We start from the raw sequence: 25,734 nt of genomic DNA, 5'->3' as shown, positions 1-25,734 counted from the left end.
TTACACTAAAATATCTTGTAAAACCTCTGCATAAATGGGTTTTATGAGATAATTGTTTTCTAACCCAAAGCTTTTGGCCGTTTCAACATCCATAGGGCTTAAAGAAGAAGTCATCATATAAATCGTTGGCTCTTCTAGGCCTTTGGGCCATATTTTACGCATTTCGGTAATGAAATCCCATCCGTCCATCACTGGCATATTAATATCTATTAAAATTAGGGAAGGGAGAGACATTTCGTCTACTATCATTGTTTGAAAACCTTCTATGGCGTCAAGACCGTTTTCATAAATAATGAGTTCTGGCGAGAATTTTAAAGCTTGCATTACTCTTTTTAATCCAAAAACGGCTATCGCATCATCGTCTATAATACATGTTTTTTCAAAATTGCCCATTCAATAAAGTAATATTCGCTTAGCTCTTGGTTCAATGATTTTGTCCAATCGCCTAAAATAAACAAATAGCCTTAATTACCTACATTTTGAAGAATATTATGAAGATCTTCTATTGAAATAGGTTTTAAAATGTAGTTGTTGACAACTTTGTATTCATGAATTCGGACAACATCACGAGGGTCAACAGACGAACTGATTATATATATGATTATGTTTTCTGTGTTGTTATTGGGTAGCTGAACAAACTCGTCCAAAAATTCCCACCCGTTCATAATAGGCATATTTATATCCAGAAAAATCATGGAGGGCAGTTCCTCTCCCTTTTGAGTCATTTCCTTTAATCCATCAAATGCAGCAAGGCCATCGTTATAAACAATAATTTCGTCAGCAAAATCAACCTCGTTCATAATACGTTTGGTGCCGTAGATAAATATTGGGTCATCGTCTATAATGCAGACGCTCTTAATTTTAGTGATATTCATATTCATGTTAATGGTTTTTTAAAGTGTAGTTTAAACGTACTTCCTGCATCAACGGCGCTTTCTACCTCAATTGTACCGTTCATGGCTTCTATTTGGTTTTTTGTAATAAAAAGACCAATACCTTTAGCGTCTTTATTGCGATGAAAAGTCTTATACATGCCAAAGAGCTTTTCACGATGTTTTTCCAGGTCTATTCCTAAACCATTGTCTTTAAAAGAAAGAACTACGCCTTCTTCTTGGATTTCTGAATTTATTTGAATTAGAGGTTTTCTGTCCGGAGAACTATATTTAAGACTATTTGAGACTAGGTTAAGTACAATACTGTCTATATAAGCCTGGATGCCACTAACCGTAAGATTTTCGGGAACGTTAATTTCTAAAATCGCACCTTTTTCTTGGATTAGAAGGTTCAAGTTCTTTTCTACATTTTTAATAGCCTCGTATAGGTTAATGCTTTTCATCTTTTCTAAAGAACCAACTTTTACTTGAACTACCTCGTTCAAATGTAGTATGGTTTCGTTAAGACTGTCCGATGCGCCTCTGAGCATACCCAAAAGGTTTTGGCGTTCTTCATCACTTTTTTCTTTGACCAAAAAATTGGTAAGCATAGCCAAATTACTGGAATGTGAGCGTAGATTATGTGATACGATATGGGCAAAGTTTAAGAGACTTTCATTTTGCTCTGAGGTAATATCAACCAAACGTTTTAATTTTTTTTCGTTTTCTATCTGCGGGGTAATATCCGTAATTTGTGAAATGAAGTGTAAAATTTTACCGTTAATATTTTTAACTGCGGTTACGGTCAAAATACCATGAACAATGCTGCCGTTTTTGTGGAAATAACGTTTGCCCATCTGGTAACTTGGTATTTCTCCGACAATAGTTTGGTTCAGTAAATCTATGTCATTCTGTAAATCTTCGGGGTGGGTTATTTGCTGAAAGGTTAATTTAAGAAGCTCTTCTTCTGTGTAGCCTAAACTAGAGCACAGACTTGCGTTTATTTTAATCCATTTGCCAGTTATACTAACAATGGCCATACCTGTATCCGAATTCTCGAAGGCACCAAAAAAAGATTCTTGACTTTTAGTGAGCATCATCTGGGTATTCTTGAGCTCTGTAATGTCCCAGTTGGTCCCTGTCATTTTTATGGCTTTCCCTGCGGCATTTCTTTGGGTTACCGCAGTAGCTTTTATGTACCTGATGTCTCCATTAGGCCAAACGACTCTAAACTCGGTATCAAAGTCTTTTTCTCCGGATATGGCCTTGGCAATCTCTTGGTCTCCCCGGGTTTTATCATCAGGGTGCAGGCCTGCTTGCCAAGCTTCGTATTCACCCTTAAAATCATTTCTGTCAATCCCGTAGAGTTGGTACATGTTATCGTCCCACACGAGTTGGTTGTTTATGATATCATAGTCCCATATACCTACATTGGCTCCTTTAGTAGCAACTTCCAGTCTCTGGGTAACCTCGTAATACTTGAGTTGTGTTTTCTTTTTTTCGTCAATATCCTGAAAGGTTCCAAAAATACGAACGCATTTCCCGTCTAGAAACTCAACTTCGCCTTTTGCCCTAACCCATACCTCATTTCCTTTTGCAGTAACGATTATCAACTCTGTATCCCAAGGAGTGCCATCTGTAATGGCGTTGGTTACCAAGCTTGTTATCTTTTCTCTATGTTCTCCTTTTTTATAAAAATTTATGCCGGTTTCTAGATTCGGTTTAAAATCTCTGGGTACTTCATGTATATCTTTGGTTATATCTGTCCAATGCACAAAATTTGTGGACATATCAACCTCCCAACCACCTATTCTTGCAACACGTTCAGCCTTAGCATAGAGTTCCTCACTACGTTTTGTTTCGGTTACATCTTCTAGGGTAACTATGAGACCTCCTATTTCGTTGTTATTATTGGTCCAAGCGCTTATTCTCCATTTCAGCCATTGGACTTTACCGTTGGGGAAAATAAATTTTTCTCCCTCGTTAAGATTTTTTAATCCCTTTTCAAGGCATTCATGAAGTACGGATTTTAATTCTTCTGGAGTATTGGGAAGTATATCAAAATAATTTTCGCCTATGATTGATTCATAATCAGGGCAGAAATCGTTTAGCCACACTCTAGAATTTCCTACAAAGCGTAGTTGCGTATCCAAAATAGCAACTGCTGTGGGGGAATCTTTGATTAAGGAAGTTATAGAAAGAGTTTGCAATGTTTAGGGGTTTTATCGTAAAAATAGGACTTAACAATGAATAGTACGTTTCCTTATGAAACATAAGAGACCATATTTAACACAATCCTATATAATATACGACAATAATATACGAAAAATCTGTCATATTTTGTGTTAAGTTGAATTAAACGAGTTGGGCTAAGACATTGTTTATTAAAAATTAGATGCTTTTACTAAAAATCTTATCTCAATCAATCAACTTAATAGTTAAAATCTATTTTTAAATAATATTTTAATATTATTTTTTTATACTGTATTTGTCTGTTTTTGGTACCTTTATTTTGAAAATAATTGATACTCAGTGAAATGGGTTGTTTAAAAATACTTAGATATGAAGAAAAAATTGACAACATCGGCTGGAGCTCCAGTAGCAAATAATCAGCGCTCAAAAACAGCAGGAGAAAGAGGTCCCGTAGTAGTACAGGATTACAAGTTATTGGAAAAGCTGGCACATCAAAATCGTGAAAGAATACCGGAACGAGTGGTTCATGCCAAAGGATGGGGTGCTATGGGTACTTTTACGGTAACCCATGATATTTCTAAGTATACATGTGCAAAAATATTCTCTAAAGTAGGTAACCAGATTCCTGTACTTTCACGTTTTTCAACAGTTGCAGGAGAATTGGGCGCTGCAGATACCGAAAGAGATGTACGTGGTTTTTCTTTAAAATTCTATACAGAAGAAGGTAACTGGGATTTGGTAGGTAACAATACTCCGGTTTTCTTCCTAAGGGACGGTTATAAATTCCCAGATTTTATACATACACAAAAAAGACACCCTAGAACTAACTTACGCTCCCCTGAAGCAATGTGGGACTATTGGTCGCTATCTCCTGAAAGCCTTCATCAGGTAACTATTTTAATGTCCGATCGTGGTATTCCAATTACACCAATGCATATGAACGGGTACGGATCGCATACCTTCAGTTTTTGGAACAATGATGGTGAGCGTTTTTGGGTAAAGTTCCATTTTAAAACACAGCAAGGTCATAAGCACTATACCAATGAAGAAACTGCTGAGGTTATAGGTCAAACCAGAGAAAAATATCAAGAAGAGCTTTTTGGTGCAATCGAAGCCGGAAACTTCCCAAAATGGACGTTAAAAGTGCAGATTATGCCAGAGGCAGATGCAGAAAAAACACCGTATAATCCGTTTGATCTTACAAAAGTGTGGCCACATGGCGATTATCCGCTAATAGAAGTGGGAGAGCTTGAGCTGAACAAAAACCCGGATAACTATTGGCAGTATGTTGAGAATGCCGCTTACTCCCCATCTAACGTAGTGCCAGGTATTGGGTTCTCACCGGACAAGGTGCTACAGGCCCGTATCTTTTCGTATGCCGATGCACATAGGTACCGTTTGGGAACACATTATGAAGCACTTCCCGCCAATGCACCTATTAATGAAGTAAATCACTATCATAAAGATGGTGCTATGCGATTTTTTAGCAACGACTTTGGAAATCCGGATGCGTATTATGAACCTAATACAAAAGGAGGAGCAGAAGAAGTGCCAAGTGCAGAGGAACCGCCAATGAGAATTAACGGAGACGTTAGGCGTTATGAGGAGAACGATACGTTTGGGGATTACAAGCAACCTGGAGATTTGTTCCGTATGTTCAATGATGGTCAAAGACAACGTCTCTTTAATAATATCGCCACTGCCATGGACGGAGTTTCGGAAGAAATAGTGCAAAGACAGTTGAAACATTTTTATGCAGCCGACCCGGCCTATGGAGCAGGTGTTGAAAAGGCACTAAACGATAGAAAAGGAGGGATTGATCCAAATTCCAATGTAAAACCGGAAGAGGTTGGAGCTTAATTTTTAAAATCCATTTCGTAGAAAGTAAAATTGGAGTAATTATTTATAGGGCCGCGGCACATACCGTGGCTCTTTTTTTTAAATTTATAAATTGAAAGGTATAGGGTGTGTTTATTCATTAATCATTCTCAAGACCTACATGATATTAGCAGATTATGAGTGACAAATTTTTTAATGAAATACGCTTGGGTAATACACAAGAGGTGGTCTCAATGCTAAAGGAAAATCCAGAATTGGTAAATACTACAGATCAAAGGGGTTCTACTCCGTTAATTTTGGCTACGTATTACGATCAGATAGAGACGGCCGAGGTGCTTTTGAACAATGGGGCTAAAATAGATGCGGTAGATGCTTCAGGGAACACAGCACTAATGGGTGTATGTTTTAAAGGTTTTGCGGGCATTGCCAAAATGTTGATTGAAAAAGGAGCTAACGTTAATGAACGTAATTCAATGGGGGCAACTTGTTTGATATATGCGGCTACTTTTAATAGATTGGAAATAGCAAAACTGTTATTGGAACATGGAGCGGATACAACGGCAAAAGACGCTAGGGGCAATACGGCGTTTGACCATGCCAAGATGCAAGGCGTTCCAGAACTTATAAGTTTGTTGGGTACTAACGATTAATTCAGAAATTTAAATGAAGCAACTGGAGCAGATTAAAAGAATTAAGGCCCTAGCGGAAACGGGTCTTGTTTATGCAGAGGACGAATATAACAGAGAGCGTTATGAAGAGCTTAAGCAAATCGCGCTGCAGTTGATTGCTTCATTGGCGAATAAGCCATTACCCGTTTTAGAGGAATTTTATATGCCCGTTACGGATTATCCAACGCCAAAAGTTGATGTTCGTGGGCTTGTACTGAACGATAAGAATCAGGTTTTAATGGCTAGGGAAAGCATTGATGGTAAATGGACCATACCTGGTGGTTGGGCCGAAGTGGGATATCCGCCATCTGCCTGTGTTACTAAAGAAATAGAGGAGGAAACCGGTTTGAGCACCAGTGTTGTAAGATTGTTGGCGGTATATGACAAGCAGTCGCACCCGCACCCACCACAACCCTTTTATGTGTATAAGCTTTGCTTTCTATGCCAGCTTACAGGTGGTGAGCTTAATCATGGTTTTGATATGGAAGGGGCCGCTTTTTTTGATATGGACAATTTACCGGAGCTTTCAATAGATCGGATTTTGGAATCGCAGCTAAAGCAATTGCATAGTATGGCAGTTGAAAATAAAATTGATGTACATTTTGATTGATTTTTTCTATGGATGAACTATTGAACGTAGCCTTGGTACAGACCTCATTGAAGTGGGAAGACCCTGAAGCCAATAGAGTGGCGCTAGATGCAAAACTAAAAGCTCTTCCTTCTGATGTTGATTTAATAGTCTTTCCGGAAATGTTCACTACCGGATTTACTATGGAACCCCAGAATATCAAAATAGAAGAGGGACAGAAGACATTGGGCTGGATGAAAAAAAAGGCCCAAGAAAACAATGCAGCTGTTATAGGGAGCATTGTTTTTTCAGAAAATAAGATTCATAAAAATAGGTTGTTCTTTGTTGAGCCGGACGGGAAAACTTCGGTTTATGACAAGCGCCATACATTTACTCTTGCGGGCGAGGATAAAGTATATAAGGCAGGCAACGAAAGGCTCATCGTAAATTATAAAGGTTTCAAAATCTGCCCTATGATTTGTTATGATCTGCGTTTCCCGGTCTGGGCACGAAATACCGAAGATTATGATGTGTTGGTCTATGTGGCCAACTGGCCGGAACCAAGAATTACCGCCTGGGACACTTTGTTAAAAGCACGTGCTATTGAAAATATGAGCTATTGTATAGGTGTCAACAGAATTGGTTCGGATGATGTTGGGCATGCATACCCGGGACATTCCGTAGTGTTTGATAGTTTGGGCAAGGACTTGGTTTTTTCAGAAAATGATGAAATAGTAACGGCGTCATTATCAAAAAAACATATTCAGAACGTGCGCGCCAAGCTTAGGTTTCTGAACGATAGAGACCGTTTTAATTTGGAATAATAAAAGTTTGTTCCATTTCCCAATTAGCCCTTACTTCAATAACATCAGGATAGTAGCTAATTTTTTCGGGCTGCTGTTTTTTTAGGAAATTACCCGTATCCCATTTGTTGTTGCCATTGGTATCAAAAATAACCCGGATAAGGTATTTGGAAGGTTCAAGATTGTTGAATTCGAACACTTTGGGTTCAGTGGCTATAATTTCCCTTTTTAAAGCACCGTTCTCATCGGTTAGCTGAACAATTAAAGGATAGTCACCTCCAGTAATGTTAAATCTCAAATTTCCATAATCCGCATAGCTACTTGTAGATAGGTAGTATGAGATTGTGTCATTTGCCTGTCCAAAGAAATCCGTAATGGCACCGGGTAAAAGATCTAATTGATAGCTTTGGTTAGGTTCTACGGTAAAATCAATATCAACTTTGTTGTCTATCGTATCCAACGTTGTGGTAAAATTGACAGCCAAGGAGTCTTGGTCCGTCATAAAAAACAGCGTAGAATCAATAGCGCTTATCGGTGTATTGGCCGAAATAAAATAAGGGTCACTAAAATTAAGCGAACCGTTTTGATTGGGGTTCAGTCTCAACGAATCCGTATCAACTTTTCTGCCCTTAACAGTAAAGGTATCTATGATTTTTAATCTTTCGTTCGTGGCAGTAAAGACTATAGAGTCCATTTCGTAGGGAGTAAACCAAAAATTGAGGGAGTCTTTGTCTTTTTCTTTGAGTATTTTGGTCTTGACGGTATCGGGTATAGATGTTATTGGTTTTATTTCCACATCACTGGCATCGCCATAATAACCAAAAATAATCCTGTTTTTAGCCACCAGACTTGGTACGGCCATACTGTAATTGGGTATTTCCTTAAAAAGGGTCAGTACGTAAGTAGAATCTGTGGGTAAATTTATAGTGTCTTGAAGAAAGGCAATTTTATCTACATTCTGATCGAACATGTTGTTCTTGGCTTCATCTTTTAAGGCAAAAAGTTTGTATTGCCCTTCTTTAAGGTTTTTAAGCTTAAATATAACTGCACTGTCCAAGGTGTTGGTAATGTAGTTTGGAGGTCTTTTAAAGATGGTAGAATCTGTATAGGCCGTATCAATTTCATATAGCATTACGCTAATAAAATCATCCGCTTTTTTCTTAAAAGCATCTTTAACCGCGCCGGTAAGGTCAAGGGAATCAATATAGTCTCCGGTAGAAAAAACATAGGTTAAAAAACTACTGGGGTTGCCCTCGTTGTTATCTTGTACGCTTTGCCCAAAATTAAGGGTGTATGTTGTGTTTTCGCGTAACGTATCCTTAAATTTTACTTCAAGGTATTTACTTGCTCCGCCCTGTGGGGTTATGTCCGGTTGATACTTTAACGGAGGAGAAACTATGAGTTGTTCCTGAATATCTTTTAGTTTTATAAACTCATCAAAATACAATCGGATACGGCTGGCCTTAAAGTTGGTGGTCATACTATCCGGTTCGGTCTTGGTCAAAGTAGGGGGGGTAAGGTCTTTAGGACCACCACTTGGGCTTCCCCTGCGTGCACATTGCCATAGAACGGCAACAATCATGAATAGAAATAAAAAGGTGAAAAACCGGCGGACCATATTAACTGAACTATGGCACAAAGAAACAACTAATTTTCTTTAATTCCACACTTAAGGTACAACCGCCATACTGGCAATAAATATTGTGGTATTTGGCGTTTGGGCTAATGTTCTAGCACATATTTCCATGGTGGCACCGGTAGTGATAACATCATCTACCAAAAGAATACGCTTGTCTTTTAGTGAGTTAAAGTCTGAGAGAGTGTACAGGTCTTTTTTATTTTGCCATCTGCCTATTCTCCCCTTTTTGGTCTGTGTTTTTGTATTTGCTGTTTTTATTAAAATGTGGTCAACATAATCTGCGTTTAGGTGAAACGCCAAACGCTGTGCAAAAGAAGCTACTTGGTTGTAGCCGCGTTGTCTTAGTTTTTTCTTGTGCAGGGGAACGGGAATTACCAGGTCTATTGCGTTGGTAAGTTCATTGTTTTCCTTTAGAAGTTGCCCGTACCAGTCCCCTAAAAATGTACCCACTTCTTCCTGATTTCTATATTTTAAGTGGTGTATAAGCTCGCGAACGATACCTTTTTCGTAGAAAAAAAGCATGGAACTTGCTTTTTTTATGTTAATTCTGCCATAAAATATACGGTCAACGGGGTTTTCGTCGTTAAAAGTATAATCGGTAAGCGGCAAATCGTTTCGGCAAATGGTACAGATGAGTTTCTCTCCTCTGTTTAAATGAACATTACATCCAAAACACACCCGTGGTGCTAAGACCGAATTGATATCATTTAGTATATTTGTTAACATTTTAAACACCAAACCTTAGCCTTAGCGCAACCTACCTTAAAGCCCCACACGCCCCAATGGACGTTCAAGATACTAAATTTAACTACAAGATAATACTTACTGCCCTAGTTGCAGTTATCATAGGTATCTTAATAGCATTTTACTATAGCTATGCACAATCTAGAAGTCAGATTGTTTTCTTGGAACAAGAAAAAGAGCTGCTGGTAAAAGACCTTACCATAATGAAAACCGATGTTGATAGACTTTCGGCACTTAATGAGGTAAATGAAATTGAGCTAGAAAGTTCAAAATATAGGGTGCAACAATTGTTGGATTCCGTTGGTCGTTTAAATTTTACCGTAGAAAAACTTAGGGAATATAAAACCGAGTTACGTAGGTTGGAAGCTAAAAACGATAGTTTAAAGCTTAAGAACAATTTCTTGAGGTACAACAATATGCTTCTTTCGGATAAATATGAGGAAACCAAGAAGCAAATAGAGGTTTTACGAGGAAAAAGTAGTTCCCTTGCCGAAGCTGAGGCTCTTCAAAGAAAAAAGATTAGCGAGTTGAACAAGGAACTCAAAGCTAAAAAATACTTGGCCCTACAGAATACGGAAGGCAGTGGTTTTCGTTTACGCTCGGGCAAACCAATAAAAACCAATAAAGCATCACTTATTGAAAAATTGCGCGGTTGTGTTACCGTAGCTGCGGACGGCCACGAACTAAATGCCGAAAAGGTAATCTACTTCCAATTTTTAGATCCGAATATGCGGGTTATAGAAGATAATGCAAACACTATAGCCGTAAACGGGAATATTTATAGCAAGCGAGTGGCGTTTGTGTTTAGTGGGGAAGAAACCAATGTTTGTGACTTCATTACGTTGCCCCAAGGATCTTTAGAGGAAGGTATTTACAGGTTGAATATTTTTGAAAACCAAAAACTTCTGTCTTCAAGTGAATTTGAATTAAAATAAATTTTTACTCATTGCCCTAATATTCTATTTTTGCCGCATGGCAAAACAAGAAGATGATTTTAAGAGGGTAATTTCCCATGCAAAGGAATACGGTTACGTATTTCAATCTAGCGAAATATATGATGGATTAAGTGCCGTTTATGACTACGCGCAGAACGGTTCCGAACTTAAGAAAAATATACGGGACTACTGGTGGAAAGCAATGGTGCAGCTTAATGACAACATTGTAGGCATTGATGCCGCGATTTTTATGCACCCTACTACTTGGAAAGCCTCCGGTCATGTAGATGCCTTTAGTGATCCGTTAATAGATAACAAGGATTCCAAAAAGAGATACCGTGCAGATGTTCTTGTTGAAGACCATGTTGCAAAAATTGAGGGTAAAATAGAAAAAGAAGTGGCTAAAGCCGCTAAGCGCTTTGGAGATAAGTTTGATAAGGAACAGTTTTTGGCAACCAACCCACGAGTGGTGGAGTACCAAGAACAAGCAACTTCAATTTTGAAAAGACTAGGTAGGTCTTTGGAGAATGAAGATTTGGCAGACGTTAAAAAACTTATTGAGGAGTTGGATATTTCTTGCCCTATGTCAGGTTCTAAAAATTGGACAGACGTAAAACAGTTTAACCTCATGTTCGGAACTAAGTTAGGTGCTACTGCAGAAACTGCTATGGACCTTTACTTACGTCCGGAAACGGCACAAGGTATTTTCGTGAACTTCTTGAACGTTCAGAAAACCGGAAGAATGAAAATTCCTTTTGGTATAGCCCAAACGGGAAAAGCGTTCCGTAATGAAATTGTGGCGCGCCAATTTATTTTCCGTATGCGAGAGTTTGAGCAAATGGAAATGCAATTTTTCATTAAGCCGGGTACGCAGCAAGAATGGTATGAAAAATGGAAGGAGAACCGTTTAAAATGGCACCTTTCCTTAGGTCTTGGTGAAGAAAATTATCGTTTTCATGACCATGAGAAATTGGCGCACTATGCAGATGCTGCCGCAGATATAGAATTCCGATTTCCTTTTGGCTTCAAGGAATTGGAAGGAATACACTCAAGAACGGATTTTGATTTGTCTAGCCACGAGAAATTCTCCGGAAAAAAGCTACAATATTTTGATCCGGAAACCAGAGAAAGCTACGTGCCTTACGTATTGGAAACTTCAATAGGTTTGGATCGTATGTTTTTGGCCGTATTCTCTAATTCGCTAAGAGAAGAGCAGCTGGAAAACGGTTCGGTTAGAACGGTCTTAAAATTACCGGCTGTTTTGGCTCCTACCAAAGCGGCTATATTTCCATTGGTAAAAAAAGATGGTCTACCAGAAATAGCCCATAAAATCGTTGATGACCTTAAATGGGATTTCAATGTAATATATGATGAAAAAGATGCTGTTGGGCGTCGTTACAGAAGGCAGGATGCCAATGGTACTCCATTCTGTATAACGGTTGATCACCAAACGGTAGAGGATAATACCGTTACTATTCGTCATCGTGACTCAATGGAGCAGGAACGTGTTGACATATCTAGCTTAAGGTCAATTATTCACAAAGCGGTAGATATGAAAAGTTGGTTAATGAAAATGCAAGAGGCTTAAATTTTCATTCCTAATTTTAAGCCTCCATACCAATTACGTCCGTTTCCTGGGTAATAATAGCGTGGTTCACTTCCGCCAAACCCTGTAGCGTTAATAAGAACGGATTGGGCATATTTGGTGTCAAAAATGTTGTTGACCCCAAAATCAAACCCAATAGAGAAGCGGGCGGATAATTGTTTTCTATAACCAATTTTTGAGTTGAGTACATTAAATTCGTCACTGTAGAGGGTGTTGGCATCTGTCAATGATATTTGATCTACATATTGGTGGGTTGTGTTCCAATAAAAACCGTTTTTCATTTGTAACTGCAGGCCAGAATTTAATCTGTTTTTAGGAACACCTGTTAACGGGTTTCCTGAAAAATCGTTGTCTTCATCAACAAATTCTACAAAGCTAAAATCACTTAAAGTATAATTTATAAAAGGTCTGAGTTGCAGTTGTGGCGATAGTTTAATGGCGTAGCTTAACTCTAGGTCTATTCCTTGATGCTTGGTGCTTCCTGCATTTTTTCCAACATATTGATCCTCGCCAATGCGTTGGTCTACTAGAAGGTTTTTGATGTCCATGCGGTAGATAGCCACGTCTACCCGAAAGTTTTTATTGAAAAAATTAAACAGTCCGCCTATTTCATAATTCATGCCTGTTTCTTGTGCAATATCAGGATTAATTACGCCTTCCGGGGTAAGAGATCGTTCTAAGCTTGGATTGGAAAAACCTCGGCTAACATTGACGTATATGGAATGGTCCGTATTCAGATGGTAACTTACGTCAAGACTGGGTAATACAATGGCACTAAAATTGCGTTTTGCACTTTTATTATCTGAGCCGGTGTTGAACTGGTCCCTAAAGTCATAATGCGTTTTGTTAATGTTAAGGCCTATTTGGGCCGTTAACTTATTGGTAAAGGGTAGGGTCAAAGATCCAAAGCCATTAAATTTTCTACGAAATTCTTTGTTTCTGCTAATGCGCATTCCCTTCAGGCTCCCATTACCGTTATTCTCTTGGTATAAATTTTCAAATGTGCCCCAATTGTATTCGTCTTTGTAAAGTTCGGCCCCAAAAGTATATTCCGCCTTCCCTTTGAGAAAATTAAAATCGCCAAGAAATCTACTTCTAAAACCATACCCATTGGTAATTTCATCTAGAATGTTAAAGGGTCTTGGCTCATAATGATCAAGATAAGTATAGAAGATACTGGTAGTGTTTTTTAATCGTGAGCTAAATTTATGTTGGTAAGAGAGTCCAGCAAGCGTGTAGTTGTTGTCTTCAAAACCTTGAGAAGATTTCCATGTAAAAGCTGCTTGTTTCGGGTTTTCGTCAAAAGCAGATCTACTTAAAGAGCTTGGTATTTGTGCAGAATAATCAATATGGTTCAATAAAAAAGAAAGGGTGTTTTTAGCGTTGATTTTATACGAAGTATTAATCAAAATTCCATCGCGCTCAAACTTGTTGTTTTCACGATATCCATCCGTTTCCATATGTCCATACCGTAGCATCAGGGAGAGTTTTTTGTCTGAATGCGAGAATCTAAGATTGTTCTTAAGGAGGCCGTACGAACCTACTGTAAAACTATTTTCAAGACTAGAGATTTCTTTCAGATTTTTGTCGGACCGTAGAATGATAGCTCCGCCAAGACCTGTGCCATAGGCTGTGCCTTTTGGTCCTTTAATAACTTCTATGCCGTCCAGATTTTCTAGGTCATAGGTCTCAATGGTAGAAGCGCCCGTACCATTTGTTACGGGAATATCATTGTAATAAAGTTGAAGCTTGTCCGTCCCGAACTGGGCACGGGCCCCGATACCTCTAATCGTAATTTTATTTGTGTTCAGAGCTCCCGAAAGCACAAATACCCCAGGAATCTGATTAATGGCAGAAACCATATCTACAGGGCTATAGTTCTGAAAACTTTTTGTGCCTATAATGGTAGAAGGAACAATGCCGGTAGCTTGTTTTTTTAGGATGGTGTCCGTTAGAATTACTTCTTCTAACACGGTAATACTATCTTTTTGAATTGGGCTTTGCGCATTTGCAAGTTGTGCAAAAAGTAAAAGGGTAAGGGCTGAAAAAATAGACTTCATTTGGGGCTTTTGTTAGAAGTGCGTAAAAATAGGAAACTTCACGGGCTTCTTGGTCTACAATGCTTATTTTCGTAAAAAAGTAACAAACGTGAAAATAGTATCGTATAACGTAAATGGCATACGTGCCGCATTGAATAAAGGTTTTATAGAGTGGTTGCAAACGGTTGGCCCGGATGTGGTCTGTCTTCAGGAGATAAAAGCGATGGAGGAGCAACTAGACCTCTCACTTTTTGAAGAGGCCGATTATAAGTACAATTATTGGTTTAGTGCTCAGAAAAAAGGATATAGCGGAACTGCTATTTTATCTAAAAAACAACCGGATGCCATCCAAAAGGGAACAGGTATAGATTACATGGATTTTGAAGGGAGGAATATCAGGGCAGATTTTGGAGATATTTCTATAATGAGCATGTACTTACCATCGGGCACGAATTTAGCTCGGTTGGACCATAAATTAATGTATATGGCAGATTTTCAGAAATATGCCGATGAACTTAGGAAAACACATCCTAACCTTATTGTCTTGGGCGATTATAACATTTGCCATGAGGCCATAGATATTCATGACCCTGTTCGTAACAAAAATGTATCAGGATTTTTACCGGTTGAGCGGGAGTGGATAGGTAATTTTATGGAAAGTGGATTTATAGACAGTTTTAGGCATTTTAATAAAGAACCGGATAACTATACCTGGTGGAGTTATAGGGCCAATGCCAGAAATAATAATAAAGGATGGCGTTTGGATTATGCCATGGTGGCAGAACCTTTAAGAGATCGGTTAAAGAGGTCTGTTATTCTTTCTGAAGCAAAACATAGTGACCATTGCCCTATTTTGGTTGAGGTAGATAAGCCTTAGAGTGGTAAATGAGATTGATCGGCACGTAATAAATGAGCATTTGGGCGAATTTTAGATAACATTCGATAAGGGGTTTTTCCTAACCCTTCAAAATGCTTAAATTTGGGGCTTTTGAAAATAGTACCCCAAAATACCCCAAAGAATACATGAAAAATACTACCCTACCTTACACTGATATTGAAGTCAGTAAAATTTGCCTTGGTACAATGACCTGGGGCAAACAGAACACAGAAGCGGAAGGCCATGAACAGATGGATTATGCTCTAGAAAACGGTGTTAACTTCTTTGATACAGCTGAGTTGTATCCCGTTCCTGCACACCCGGACCGCCATTCTGCAACGGAAAAAATAATTGGAACATGGTTCAAGAAAAATAGTAACCGTGATAAAGTTGTACTGGCAACAAAAATAGCCGGGAAAGCAGATTTTACAAAGTTTATCCGTACCACTGGTTTTTCGCCAGAAGCAATCCGTAGTGCCGTTGAAGGCAGTTTAGGTCGTCTTCAAACAGACTATATAGACCTTTATCAGTTGCATTGGCCAGAGAGAAATACCAATTACTTCGGGAAGAGAGGGTATAAACATGATATATCTGACCATTGGAAAGATAATATCCACCAAGTATTAGAAACCTTGCGCGATCTAATTCGTGAAGGAAAGATTAGACACGTAGGCATATCCAATGAGACGCCTTGGGGAACTATGCGTTTTTTAACGGAAAGTAAAGTACATGCTAGTTTGCCCCGTGCAATCACTATTCAGAATCCGTATAGTCTCCTGAATCGCCAGTTTGAGGTTGGCCTTTCTGAAATTTCGTTACGTGAAAAAATAGGGCTGTTGGCATATTCTCCAATGGGTTTTGGAACGTTGTCCGGAAAATATTTAGGTGGTATGAAGCCTGCAACGGGCAGAATTACTTTATTTCCTAACTATAACAGATACAGTAGTGACCCGGCAATTAAGGCTACGGAGAAGTATCATGACCTAGCTCAAAAGCACGGACTTTCTATGGCGCAAATGGCATTGGCTTTTGTTAACACAAGACCGTTTGTAACAAGTACCATTATTGGAGCAACTTCAATGAAACAATTACAGGAAAATATTGAGAGTATAGACCTGAAGTTAAGTGATGAGGTGCTTGAGGGTATTGAAGCAATACACAATTCAATTCCTAATCCGGCACCATAAATGGGTTGTATGTTTTTTCTAAAGGTAGGTCTTGGACAGCTGATTGTAATAGTGGCAGTAATCCTCATAATTTTGGTAACTGCCCGTATCCTTCGTGATAAGCGATAGGCCGTTGCTTTTTGTTTTAAATATGTTCATTATCCAAAAAGCGCACTGACCATATCTTCTATTTTTGAAACTAGGTGTACTTCTATTTTTGTGTTTTTTAAGGTGATTTTATTGTTCTTGGAAACATAGATAGAGGTAAAGCCAAGTTTCTCCGCTTCGGAAATACGCTGGTCTACACGCTGTACAGGCCTAATTTCTCCGGCAAGTCCTACTTCTGCAGCAAAACAAACCCCTTTTTCAATAGGGATGTCCTCATTGCTGGATAAGATGGCGGCAATAACAGCTAGGTCAATAGCTGGGTCGTCTACGGAAATTCCTCCGGTAATGTTCAGGAAAACATCTTTTGCCCCAAGTTTAAAGCCTGCTCTTTTTTCTAAAACAGCTAAAAGCATATTAAGGCGTTTGGCATTGTAGCCTGTGGTAGAGCGTTGTGGAGTTCCGTATACTGCGGTGCTAACGAGGGCTTGTATTTCTATCATTAATGGCCGCATACCTTCTACAGTAGATGCAATGGCCGTTCCGCTTAGTCCTTCATCATTTTTGGAAATCAATATTTCCGATGGGTTGTTCACTTGTCTGAGTCCGCCACCTAGCATTTCATAAATACCCAATTCCGCTGTTGAGCCAAAACGGTTTTTCAAGGCTCTAAGGATGCGGTAAACGTAATTTCTATCGCCTTCAAACTGCAGAACGGTGTCTACCATGTGCTCCAGAATCTTTGGACCGGCAATAGAACCATCTTTGGTAATATGACCGATTAGGATAACGGGAGTATTGGTTTCTTTGGCAAATTTAATGAGTTCGGCGGTGCATTCGCGTACTTGGGATATGCTTCCAGCAGCCGATTCAATATAATCGGAATGTAGGGTTTGAATGGAATCGATAACGACTATGTCCGGTTCTGTAGCCTCTATCTGCTTAAAAATATTTTGAGTCTTGGTTTCGGTAAGGATAAAACACGTTTCGCTATTGGGGTGAATTCTATCCGCCCGCATTTTAATTTGTTTTTGGCTTTCCTCCCCCGAAACGTAGAGTGTTTTATAGGGGAGTTTCAGTGCAATTTGTAAAAGCAATGTACTTTTACCTACGCCCGGTTCACCTCCTAATAAAACTAATGCGCCAGGTACCAGGCCGCCTCCCAATACACGGTTGAATTCCAAGTCAAAAGTGTTTAGCCGAAGCTCTTTATCCGTACTAATTTCATTGACCCGTAATGGTTTTGCTATTTTTGAAACAGTTACGCTACTTGTCTTCCAACTTGCCTTTTCTTCTTTCTGAATGACTTCTTCAACTACGGTGTTCCATTCTTTGCAGGCGGAACATTGTCCTACCCATTTGGCATATTGTGTACCGCAATTCTGGCAGAAAAAAGCTGTTTTTGTTTTGGCCATCCTTAAATTTTAAGTTGACCTTAAAGGTAAAACTTTGTTTGGTATTTTATGAATTGTAGCTTAAGGATTAATATCCAAAATCAGCTTTCAAAGCATCAATTTTTTCTAAAGCCATCTCTTTGGTAAGAAAATCTATTTCATCCATAGCAAAAGCTTTTTCAAAAGTTTTAAAAGCCTTTTTGGGTTCGCCCAATTGCTCATAGTATTCGCCTTCAAAATAAAAGCCCATCATCGTATCCGGAAACTCTTTTTTACAAAGTTCGGCAAGGGGTTTTAAAGATTCTGTGTCTTCCTTTTTACGGCATGCGGCGTATATGGCCATGATGTCATTAAGGTCTACGGTTTTTTTGAATCCGAACAAATCCTCTATACTTTGGTATTTGGTTTCTAAATATTGAAAAGCAGGTTCTTCGGATGTCAATATCTGTGTTTTGTACTCTTTAGGGCTAATGGGTTTAAACATGCCAAAAATGTTGTCAAAGGCCTTTCCTAGCCCGTAAGTAGCTATTGAAATATGGTCGGCACCGTCATATTGTAAAAAATTGTAATGAAGAGATTCTTTATCAATTGCCTTAATAGCTTTGTCCATCTGTAGAACCCGTGGTGTATTCTTGTTTTTTTCGGACTCCATTATTAACTGATAGAAAATCTGCTTATCAAACGCGGCCAGACGTGTAGGTACCCTTGTTTCCATTTCTGGGGCCAAATCCGGAGATATATTTATGTATGCGTTAAAAAGTGAATTTTCTTTAAAGAGCCAATAGTTGGTAAAGTTGGCCGTAATATCATAACCTACAATCATTTTAAACGGGGCGGTGCTGTAATTGAGGTCTAGGTAGGGTATGATTTCCATCCCTAAAAACTCAAAGAATTTTTTTGCTTTTTCGGAGGGAAGACCTGAATCTGGCTCAAAAGCACAATCGTCAAAACGGATGCTCTTTTTACTCTGCTCTATACCTACTACAATGCTAGCGGGCATACCATGAAACTTATGATAAAATTTGGCGTTGGCCACTACTTGGTCAAACAGGTATTCGCCGTCTAGAACAACGATTAAGGGGTACTTTTTTTCTTCGTCATAGTCTTCTGGAAAATAGTATTTTACATCGCGCCGCTCTTGCAGTTTAAACGATTCAAAAATTTCCTGTGTGACTTGTGCGTTCAGACTAACGCATAGCAGGCATGCAAAAAAAGTGAGTTTGCGTAACATGGTTCAGTTTTTGGGTACAACAAAACCTTATCGGTTTCTGTTGAATAACGGTAATACCAGAAAAGATATTGCCCCAAAAACAACGATCATGAGAGTTTGTGCAATCCACATAATCCACCCAAAGGCATCACCGGAAACTGCACTAATGCCAAAAATGGCCAAAGCACTACTTACCGCAATAGGGTAGAGGCCTATGCCGCCATTGGTAGCGGTCATTGCAAAAGACCCTGCTACAAAGGCAACCATAAGTTCACTAAGAGATAGGTGAATGGTTTCCGGCACGGTAAATTTTATGACCCAAAGCATAGCAATATAACAACCCCAAATAAAGAGGGTGTGCATTACAAATGCCCATTTTCTTTTCATTTTAAAGATGCTAAAAACGCCCTCCATGAGCCCATTTACGAATCCTTTGATTTTCACGGCCAGTGTATGCGTAGATTTTTTAATGAAGAAAAAGAAAAATACGAGTCCAATGACACCTGCACCCATTAAAAGCAATAAGCTTTTTAAGTTAAAACCCCTGTCCTGCAAAAAGCCCAAGATACTATCAGTCTGTAAAATTAATGTAAGACCAATAAGGAAAAGAAGCATGATTACATCTATGACCCGCTCCGTTACAATAGTGCCAAATCCTTTTTCAAAAGGAACGTCTTCATAGGTTGTTAAGGCGGTAGCCCTAAGAATTTCACCTGTTCTGGGAATACCCAGATTGGCAAAATAGGCCATTAAAATAATAAACACATTATTTGTAATCTTAGGCTTGTATCCTAACGGTTCTAACAAATAGTTCCAGCGTACGGCTCGTGAAATATGGCCAAGAATGCCAAGTATAATGGATATGCTTACCCAAAAAAGGTCGGCCTCTTTAACGTAAAATAAAATTTGTGTCCTGTCTTCCGGTGAGGTCTTGTAGTAAGAGTACCAAACTAAAAAAACTCCCAAGGCTATTGGGAGTACAGTTTTTAGTATCTTTTTAAGTTTTTCGTTCAAGTTTACTTCAACAAATTTGTGCCCTCATCAGGAAAAACCAATGCGGGGTTAAACTTCTTAGCTTCTTCAATATCCATTCTGCCGTAGGTAATAAGGATTAAAATATCACCTACTGCAACTTTTCTTGCCGCGGCACCGTTTAGTGTAATTTCTCCACTATTTCTTGGTCCTGGAATGGCATAGGTTTCTAACCTTTCGCCGTTATTATTGTTTACAATTTGTACTTTTTCGCCTCTAATGATATTGGCTGCATCCATTAAATCTTCATCAATAGTAATGCTGCCAATATAATTTAAATCGGCGCCAGTGACTTTTACACGGTGAATCTTGGATTTTACAACTTCTATTTGCATCTGACAAAGGTAATTAATTATAAGGCAATATTATCTATTAGTCTAACGCCTTCGGCATAAACGGCAATAAACGCCCTATATTTTAGGTTTTCTTTTTTTATTGTAATCGGGCCTAAGGTTTCTGTATCTGTTATTTCAAAATATTCTAACTCTAAATCTAATTGTGCGTTAAATTGTTCTTTAACCCAATCCTTTACATAATCTGCACTTTTCGTGCCAAATTTTTCTTTGGCAGTTAATAACGTTGTGTAGATGAATGCAGCCTTTTGTCGTAATTGGGGCGATAACCTTTCATTTCTAGAGCTCATGGCAAGACCGTTGGTTTCCCTAACAATTGGGCAGCCTATAACTTCAACCGGAATTTCTTTTTGCTTTACAAGTTTTCTTATGATTTGTAACTGTTGAAAGTCTTTTTCGCCAAAGTAAGCCTTGTCCGGTTTTACAAGTAAAAGTAGCGCTTCAACAATAGTACCTACTCCATTAAAATGATCATCTCTAAATGCACCTTCCATTACGGTGTCCAAACCTTCAAAATCATATTTTTTGGCTTCTATTTGGTTGTCGTAGACTTCACTTGCTGAAGGGGAAAAGACTAAAATATGTTCCGAAATTTTCGATAAGAGGTCTAAATCGGCGTCAAAAGTATGGGGATATTTGGCCAAATCTTCTTTATTGTCAAACTGAGTGGGATTGACAAATATGCTCACCACAACGGTGTTATTTTCGATGACCGCTTTTTGAACTAGAGAGGCATGCCCCGTATGGAGTGCGCCCATAGTGGGTACGAGTCCTAAAGTGTTTGTTTTAGGCCGGTTTAAAATGTGGTCTAAGAGTTCTTTTTTAGTTTTGAATACCAGCATAGGTTTGGTTTAAAAGCGAGCAAACTTACTATAATTACGGCTAATCTGTAGAATTTTTGTAATTTTGCAGCCACGTTGCACCAAATACACACAAAAAACATTGCATATATGAATGGTAAAAAGATATTGTTCGTATCCTCGGAGTTAGTGCCCTATCTTCCGCAGAACGAAGTTTCCCTAATGTCTTATGAAACTCCTAGGATGGTTAACAGCAATGGTGGCCAAATTCGGATTTTTATGCCCAGGTATGGCAATATCAACGAGCGTAGACATCAGCTTCATGAAGTTATACGTTTGTCCGGTATGAATTTAGTTATTAACGACATGGATATGCCGCTAATCATTAAGGTGGCTTCTATACCTCGTGAGCGAATTCAGGTGTATTTCATAGACAATGACGAGTACTTTAAGCGTAAGGCTACTTTTGCGGATGCTGATGGGAATTTATTTCCGGACAATGACCAGAGAGCCATATTTTTTGCTAAAGGTGTTGTTGAGACCGTTAAGAAATTGAACTGGTCTCCAGATATTATACATGTTCATGGTTGGATGGCGTCTTTATTGCCATTGTACCTGAAGAAATACTATGCGGACGAACCCTTGTTCGATACCAGTAAAATCGTAACCTCTGTTTACGGTAAGTCTTTTGAGGGCGAACTGGATTCTGAAATGATAAAGAAGGTGGCTTTTGATGGTATTTCAGAAGATAGTATTGAAGCACTTAAAACTCCTACCTATAATAATTTGTTAAAGATAGCCGTAGATCATTCTGATGCGGTTATTTTAGCAGCGGAAGAAATTCCGGAAGATTTACAAAGTCACATATCCAACCTTGAAAAACCTGTGTTGCCGTATGTTTCCTTACAAGAATTTGAGGAAGCGTATGCCAATTTTTATAACACTGAAGTTTTAAAATAGCCCGAATGATTTTTTTGAACAGATTAAAGCTCCCTGCTCTTGCAGTAATAGTATTGGTTACCATCTTTACGTCTTGTGAAGAAGACTTGACAACCATTGGTTCTGGCGTAGTTGGTGGAGAGCCGTTCAAAAATAATAAGGCCGTCTTTGATGTCTTTTCCTATAATAAAAAGGTGAAGGCCGTATCTACGAATAGATTGCCAATTTATCAATTGGGCATTTATGATGATCCACTTTATGGTAAAACCGAAGCACAGGTAACCACTCAGGTCTTGTTGCCTAGTGGTTCGCCTACTTTTGGCACATATAGTCAGGAACTGGAAGATACTGAAAACACTAGTGTGCCGGCACAGATTCAAGAAAATGAAACTGTAGAGTCTGTTTATTTGTACATCCCGTTTTTGACAAATCCTTCAGGTGATGCTGATTTGGATGGCGTTATAGATGAACTGGATAAGGATCCGTTAGACCCCAATAGTGATACTGATGGCGGAGGACTTTTGGATAATCAAGAAAAAACAAAAGGGTCTAACCCTCTTGATAGTACGGATGATACGGATGACGCAAATTTTGTAAGGGATCAGTTTGCCAAGACTTTTGATTTGGATAGTATTTATGTTGATGGTCGTTTATATCGTGAAGGAGACAATCCATCCTTTAATTTAAAAGTACAGCGGTCCACTTATTTTTTACGTGATCTTGATCCTTCAGCCAATTTTCAAGAGGCCCAAGAATACTATTCAAGTCAGGAATTTGCGCCCACTTTTGTTGATGAGGTATTGTATGATAGCGAGGCAAGTTCTGAAGAAATTGTAATTAGCAGAGATCAGATACCTGTGCCTAAAAGAGATGATGTTTCTACTGAAGATGTTGATGAGTCTACCCAATTCAACTATTTGGCACCTGGAATTCGAGTAGCTTTGGACAAAGACTTTTTTCAGGAGAATATTTTGGATAAGGAGGGTTCTACAGAACTTGAAAGTCAAGCAAATTTTAAAGAGTTTTTGCGCGGATTGCATTTTTCTCTCTCATCGGGAGGTAATGATGTCATGTTTTTGTTCGATATAAAATCGGCAAACATCACCATTACATATAATTATGATACTGCAGATTCTGCCGGTGCAGTTACAGAGCAAGCAGGACAAAAGGATGTAGTGTTGAGTTTTGTAAGGGATTCGTTTAGTTCGCAAGGTCAATTTTTGGGTACAGATGGTAATGCCGTAAATACATTTATTAATGAAGCCTATCCTGCCGAGATAACGGATAACTTGGATACAGGTGAAAATGCAGCAAAAATCTATTTAAAAGGAGGGGCAGGTGCTTTTGCTGAAGTTAAATTGTTTGATGAAGCAAATAGTAGAGAAGCACTTAACGAGATAAAATCCAATAATTGGATTATCAACAATGCCAATCTTGTATTTTATGTTGCCAATGATAATTTAGGTGCTGAGCCACAACGCCTTTATCTATACAATTCGGAAACGAATACCATATTACCGTTATCAACAAGTGATGCGGATGGTAGGTCTACCGAGTATGGAGGAATAATAGAAACTGATAGCGATGGTAAAGGTGTCAAATACAGTGTTAACATAACAACGTATATCAATAGCCTTATCGTTAATAATGAAGATAATGTAACTTTGGGTCTTACCACTACACCCAATTTGTTTCTTAATACTGTGGGGAATGCTATGCTGGAGAATGGAGAAGAACAGCAATTGCCCATAGCTAATACAGTTTCACCTTTAGGTACTGTCCTTTATGGTAGTGCTGATGGGGCAGAAGATGATAAGAAACTCAAGCTTGAAATTTTCTATACCGAAACCAACTAAGTTTATACAAAACAACTACTCTAATTTTTATTAATGTAAGTTTTATACTAGCAGGTGTTCAGATTGGCCTTACTTATACCAATTAACGATATTTTTCGTTTTATAAGTGTGTTTTAAGGGGATTTGGCTAGCTTCTAGTACATTTGTGATGAATATTTATTTTCCCCAACTTAAATTAACATATACAGTATGTGTGGAATAGTAGGTTATATAGGGTATAGAGATGCCTATCCGATTGTCGTAAAAGGTTTACAACGTCTTGAATATAGAGGATACGATAGTGCCGGTGTTGCAATTTACGATGGCGAAAAAATAAGTTTAGCAAAGACCAAGGGTAAAGTTGAAGATTTAAAGAAGAAGGCAGAAGGTTCTATTTCTTTAGAAGGGAAACTGGGTATTGGTCATACACGTTGGGCAACCCACGGTGTACCGAATGATGTAAACTCTCATCCGCATTGTTCAAATTCAGGTGATTTGGTAATTATCCACAACGGAATTATCGAAAACTATGAATCCATAAAAAAAGAGCTTATTAAAAGAGGCTACACTTTTGAATCCGATACGGATACCGAGGTTTTGGTAAACCTTATTGAGGAGGTTCAAAAGACCGAAGGCGTAAAGTTAGGTCAAGCAGTGCAGATTGCTTTGAATGAAGTTGTGGGTGCTTATGCTATAGCCGTATTCGACAAAAAGAAACCGGATGAAATAGTGGTTGCCAAATTAGGTAGCCCGTTGGCAATAGGAATTGGCGATAACGAGTTTTTTATTGCGTCGGATGCTTCCCCTTTTATAGAATTTACCAATAATGCAGTGTATCTTCAGGATGAAGAGATGGCCATTGTTCGTTTAGGTAAGGAAATTAAACTTCGTAAGATAAAAAATGATGCGGTAGCATATCCTAATATCCTCGAGCTCAAAATGAATATTGAGGAAATTGAAAAAGGAGGGTATGATCATTTTATGCTCAAAGAGATATATGAGCAACCAAGAGCTATTTTAGACACTTATAGAGGTAGGTTACGTGCTGCCCAAGGCCTCATAAAGATGGCTGGGATTGATGAGAATATCGAAAAGTTCATGAATGCCAACCGTATTATCATTGTGGCATGTGGTACATCATGGCATGCTGGGTTGGTAGCGGAATATATATTTGAAGATTTAGCGAGAATACCTGTAGAAGTAGAATATGCTTCGGAATTTAGATATAGGAATCCGGTAATTACAGATAAAGATGTATTAATTGCTATTTCTCAATCCGGAGAAACCGCAGACACCTTGGCGGCAATAAAACTGGCTAAGGAAAAAGGAGCTTATGTATTTGGAGTTTGTAACGTGGTTGGTTCTTCTATAGCAAGAGAAACGGATTCTGGTGCGTATACGCATGCCGGTCCTGAAATTGGAGTGGCGTCAACTAAGGCATTTACTACTCAAATAACTGTTCTTACGTTAATTGCATTAAAGTTGGCCAAAGAAAAGGGAGTTTTCTCCCAATCTAGGTTCCATGAATTTTTGACGGAGCTAGAAACTATTCCAGCAAAAGTGGAGAAGGTTTTAGAAAGCAACGCTTTAATAGAAATCATATCGGAAGTATATAAAGATTCTACCAATTGTCTGTATTTGGGTAGAGGGTACAATTTTCCGGTAGCTTTGGAAGGCGCTTTAAAGCTTAAGGAAATCAGTTATATTCATGCAGAAGGATATCCTGCTGCGGAAATGAAACACGGTCCAATTGCATTAATAGACGAGCAAATGCCGGTCTTTGTTATTGCAACTAAAAAAGGCCATTATGAAAAGGTAGTAAGTAATATTCAAGAAATAAAGTCAAGAAAAGGTAAGATTATCGCTATTGTAACAGAGGGCGATACCCAAGTTAAGGAGTTGGCCGATCATGTGGTTGAGGTTCCTGAGACTTTAGAAAGTCTTACGCCATTGCTAACAACTATACCTTTACAGCTTTTATCCTATCATATAGCGGTAATGCGTGGTTGTAATGTAGATCAGCCTAGAAATTTGGCAAAATCCGTTACAGTGGAATAGTATTTTAAGATAAGTATAAGTTTTTAACAGGTCCCGACATATGTCGGGACCTGTTTTGT

22 protein-coding genes are annotated in these 25,734 nt (G+C 38.6%); 11 read left to right on the top strand and 11 right to left on the bottom strand.

What is annotated here, in order from left to right; all coding sequences use genetic code 11:
- The 3 genes from Q4597_RS01800 to Q4597_RS01790 form a co-directional block, all read right to left on the bottom strand.
- Complete coding sequence (locus tag Q4597_RS01800; RefSeq protein WP_303404536.1) at positions 1 to 393, bottom strand: response regulator; 393 nt, start codon at positions 391 to 393, stop codon at positions 1 to 3.
- Positions 394 to 464: 71 nt separating this feature from the next.
- Positions 465 to 881: a two-component system response regulator gene (locus Q4597_RS01795; RefSeq protein ID WP_303404535.1), complete on the bottom strand. Its 417-nt coding sequence runs from the start codon at positions 879 to 881 to the stop codon at positions 465 to 467.
- Positions 878 to 3,082: a PAS domain S-box protein gene (locus Q4597_RS01790; protein ID WP_303404534.1), complete on the bottom strand. Its 2,205-nt coding sequence runs from the start codon at positions 3,080 to 3,082 to the stop codon at positions 878 to 880. The genes Q4597_RS01795 and Q4597_RS01790 overlap by 4 nt, the downstream gene beginning before the upstream one ends.
- A gap of 352 nt (positions 3,083 to 3,434) precedes the next feature.
- On the opposite strand from Q4597_RS01790, the gene Q4597_RS01785 reads away from it, so the two are divergent.
- From Q4597_RS01785 to Q4597_RS01770, 4 genes are all read left to right on the top strand, one after another.
- Positions 3,435 to 4,925 carry a catalase gene (locus Q4597_RS01785; RefSeq protein ID WP_303404533.1) on the top strand — a complete coding sequence of 497 codons (1,491 nt, stop codon included), beginning with the start codon at positions 3,435 to 3,437 and terminating at the stop codon, positions 4,923 to 4,925.
- 155 nt (positions 4,926 to 5,080) lie between these two features.
- A complete protein-coding gene (locus Q4597_RS01780) occupies positions 5,081 to 5,554 on the top strand; it encodes an ankyrin repeat domain-containing protein (RefSeq protein ID WP_215913658.1) in 474 nt (157 codons plus the stop codon).
- Between the two features lie 13 nt (positions 5,555 to 5,567).
- Positions 5,568 to 6,182, top strand: a complete 615-nt coding sequence (locus Q4597_RS01775; RefSeq protein ID WP_303404532.1) for an NUDIX hydrolase N-terminal domain-containing protein — start codon at positions 5,568 to 5,570, stop codon at positions 6,180 to 6,182.
- Between the two features lie 8 nt (positions 6,183 to 6,190).
- Positions 6,191 to 6,964 (top strand): amidohydrolase, encoded by a 774-nt coding sequence (locus Q4597_RS01770; RefSeq protein ID WP_303404531.1) that lies wholly within the window; start codon positions 6,191 to 6,193, stop codon positions 6,962 to 6,964.
- Here the strand turns inward: Q4597_RS01770 and Q4597_RS01765 are convergent.
- Positions 6,951 to 8,525: an Ig-like domain-containing protein gene (locus Q4597_RS01765; RefSeq protein ID WP_303404530.1), complete on the bottom strand. Its 1,575-nt coding sequence runs from the start codon at positions 8,523 to 8,525 to the stop codon at positions 6,951 to 6,953. The genes Q4597_RS01770 and Q4597_RS01765 overlap by 14 nt on opposite strands.
- 87 nt (positions 8,526 to 8,612) lie before the next feature.
- Complete coding sequence (locus Q4597_RS01760; protein WP_215437358.1) at positions 8,613 to 9,308, bottom strand: ComF family protein; 696 nt, start codon at positions 9,306 to 9,308, stop codon at positions 8,613 to 8,615.
- Between the two features lie 56 nt (positions 9,309 to 9,364).
- Here Q4597_RS01760 and Q4597_RS01755 point away from each other — a divergent pair, with 56 nt between their 5' ends.
- Positions 9,365 to 10,261 carry a hypothetical protein gene (locus tag Q4597_RS01755; protein WP_215437359.1) on the top strand — a complete coding sequence of 299 codons (897 nt, stop codon included), beginning with the start codon at positions 9,365 to 9,367 and terminating at the stop codon, positions 10,259 to 10,261.
- Positions 10,262 to 10,298: 37 nt separating this feature from the next.
- The gene (locus Q4597_RS01750) at positions 10,299 to 11,849 is read left to right on the top strand and encodes a glycine--tRNA ligase (RefSeq protein ID WP_289060612.1); all 1,551 of its coding nucleotides are present in this window, start codon (positions 10,299 to 10,301) and stop codon (positions 11,847 to 11,849) included.
- Here the strand turns inward: Q4597_RS01750 and Q4597_RS01745 are convergent.
- A complete protein-coding gene (locus tag Q4597_RS01745) occupies positions 11,846 to 13,927 on the bottom strand; it encodes a TonB-dependent receptor (RefSeq protein ID WP_303404529.1) in 2,082 nt (693 codons plus the stop codon). The genes Q4597_RS01750 and Q4597_RS01745 overlap by 4 nt on opposite strands.
- 88 nt (positions 13,928 to 14,015) lie before the next feature.
- On the opposite strand from Q4597_RS01745, the gene Q4597_RS01740 reads away from it, so the two are divergent.
- Positions 14,016 to 14,783, top strand: a complete 768-nt coding sequence (locus tag Q4597_RS01740; protein WP_303404528.1) for an exodeoxyribonuclease III — start codon at positions 14,016 to 14,018, stop codon at positions 14,781 to 14,783.
- 146 nt (positions 14,784 to 14,929) lie between these two features.
- A complete protein-coding gene (locus Q4597_RS01735; protein WP_215437369.1) occupies positions 14,930 to 15,970 on the top strand; it encodes an NADP(H)-dependent aldo-keto reductase in 1,041 nt (346 codons plus the stop codon).
- A 137-nt stretch (positions 15,971 to 16,107) separates the two neighbouring features.
- Here Q4597_RS01735 and radA read toward each other — a convergent pair whose 3' ends face one another.
- The 5 genes from radA to panC form a co-directional block, all read right to left on the bottom strand.
- Positions 16,108 to 17,469 carry a DNA repair protein RadA gene (gene radA / locus Q4597_RS01730; protein ID WP_303404527.1) on the bottom strand — a complete coding sequence of 454 codons (1,362 nt, stop codon included), beginning with the start codon at positions 17,467 to 17,469 and terminating at the stop codon, positions 16,108 to 16,110.
- A 67-nt stretch (positions 17,470 to 17,536) separates the two neighbouring features.
- Entirely contained in the window at positions 17,537 to 18,679 is a 1,143-nt protein-coding gene (locus tag Q4597_RS01725; protein ID WP_215437373.1) for an alpha/beta hydrolase, read from the bottom strand.
- Positions 18,680 to 18,706: 27 nt separating this feature from the next.
- The gene (locus Q4597_RS01720; RefSeq protein WP_303404526.1) at positions 18,707 to 19,672 is read right to left on the bottom strand and encodes a lysylphosphatidylglycerol synthase transmembrane domain-containing protein; all 966 of its coding nucleotides are present in this window, start codon (positions 19,670 to 19,672) and stop codon (positions 18,707 to 18,709) included.
- A gap of 2 nt (positions 19,673 to 19,674) precedes the next feature.
- Complete coding sequence (gene panD / locus Q4597_RS01715) at positions 19,675 to 20,025, bottom strand: aspartate 1-decarboxylase (protein ID WP_215437378.1); 351 nt, start codon at positions 20,023 to 20,025, stop codon at positions 19,675 to 19,677.
- 17 nt (positions 20,026 to 20,042) lie between these two features.
- Complete coding sequence (panC, locus tag Q4597_RS01710) at positions 20,043 to 20,885, bottom strand: pantoate--beta-alanine ligase (RefSeq protein ID WP_303404525.1); 843 nt, start codon at positions 20,883 to 20,885, stop codon at positions 20,043 to 20,045.
- Positions 20,886 to 20,993: 108 nt separating this feature from the next.
- On the opposite strand from panC, the gene Q4597_RS01705 reads away from it, so the two are divergent.
- The 3 genes from Q4597_RS01705 (at position 20,994) to glmS (ending at position 25,675) form a co-directional block, all read left to right on the top strand.
- Positions 20,994 to 21,803 (top strand): glycogen/starch synthase, encoded by an 810-nt coding sequence (locus Q4597_RS01705; RefSeq protein WP_215437382.1) that lies wholly within the window; start codon positions 20,994 to 20,996, stop codon positions 21,801 to 21,803.
- A gap of 5 nt (positions 21,804 to 21,808) precedes the next feature.
- Positions 21,809 to 23,638 (top strand): DUF4270 domain-containing protein, encoded by a 1,830-nt coding sequence (locus tag Q4597_RS01700; RefSeq protein ID WP_303404524.1) that lies wholly within the window; start codon positions 21,809 to 21,811, stop codon positions 23,636 to 23,638.
- A gap of 189 nt (positions 23,639 to 23,827) precedes the next feature.
- Positions 23,828 to 25,675: a glutamine--fructose-6-phosphate transaminase (isomerizing) gene (glmS, locus tag Q4597_RS01695; protein ID WP_215913671.1), complete on the top strand. Its 1,848-nt coding sequence runs from the start codon at positions 23,828 to 23,830 to the stop codon at positions 25,673 to 25,675.
- Positions 25,676 to 25,734 lie beyond the last annotated feature (59 nt).

Source organism: Zobellia sp. 1_MG-2023, from assembly GCF_030549125.1.
In the GTDB taxonomy this organism is placed as follows: Bacteria; Bacteroidota; Bacteroidia; order Flavobacteriales; family Flavobacteriaceae; genus Zobellia; species Zobellia russellii.
This window is presented reverse-complemented; position numbering and strand designations above follow the sequence as displayed.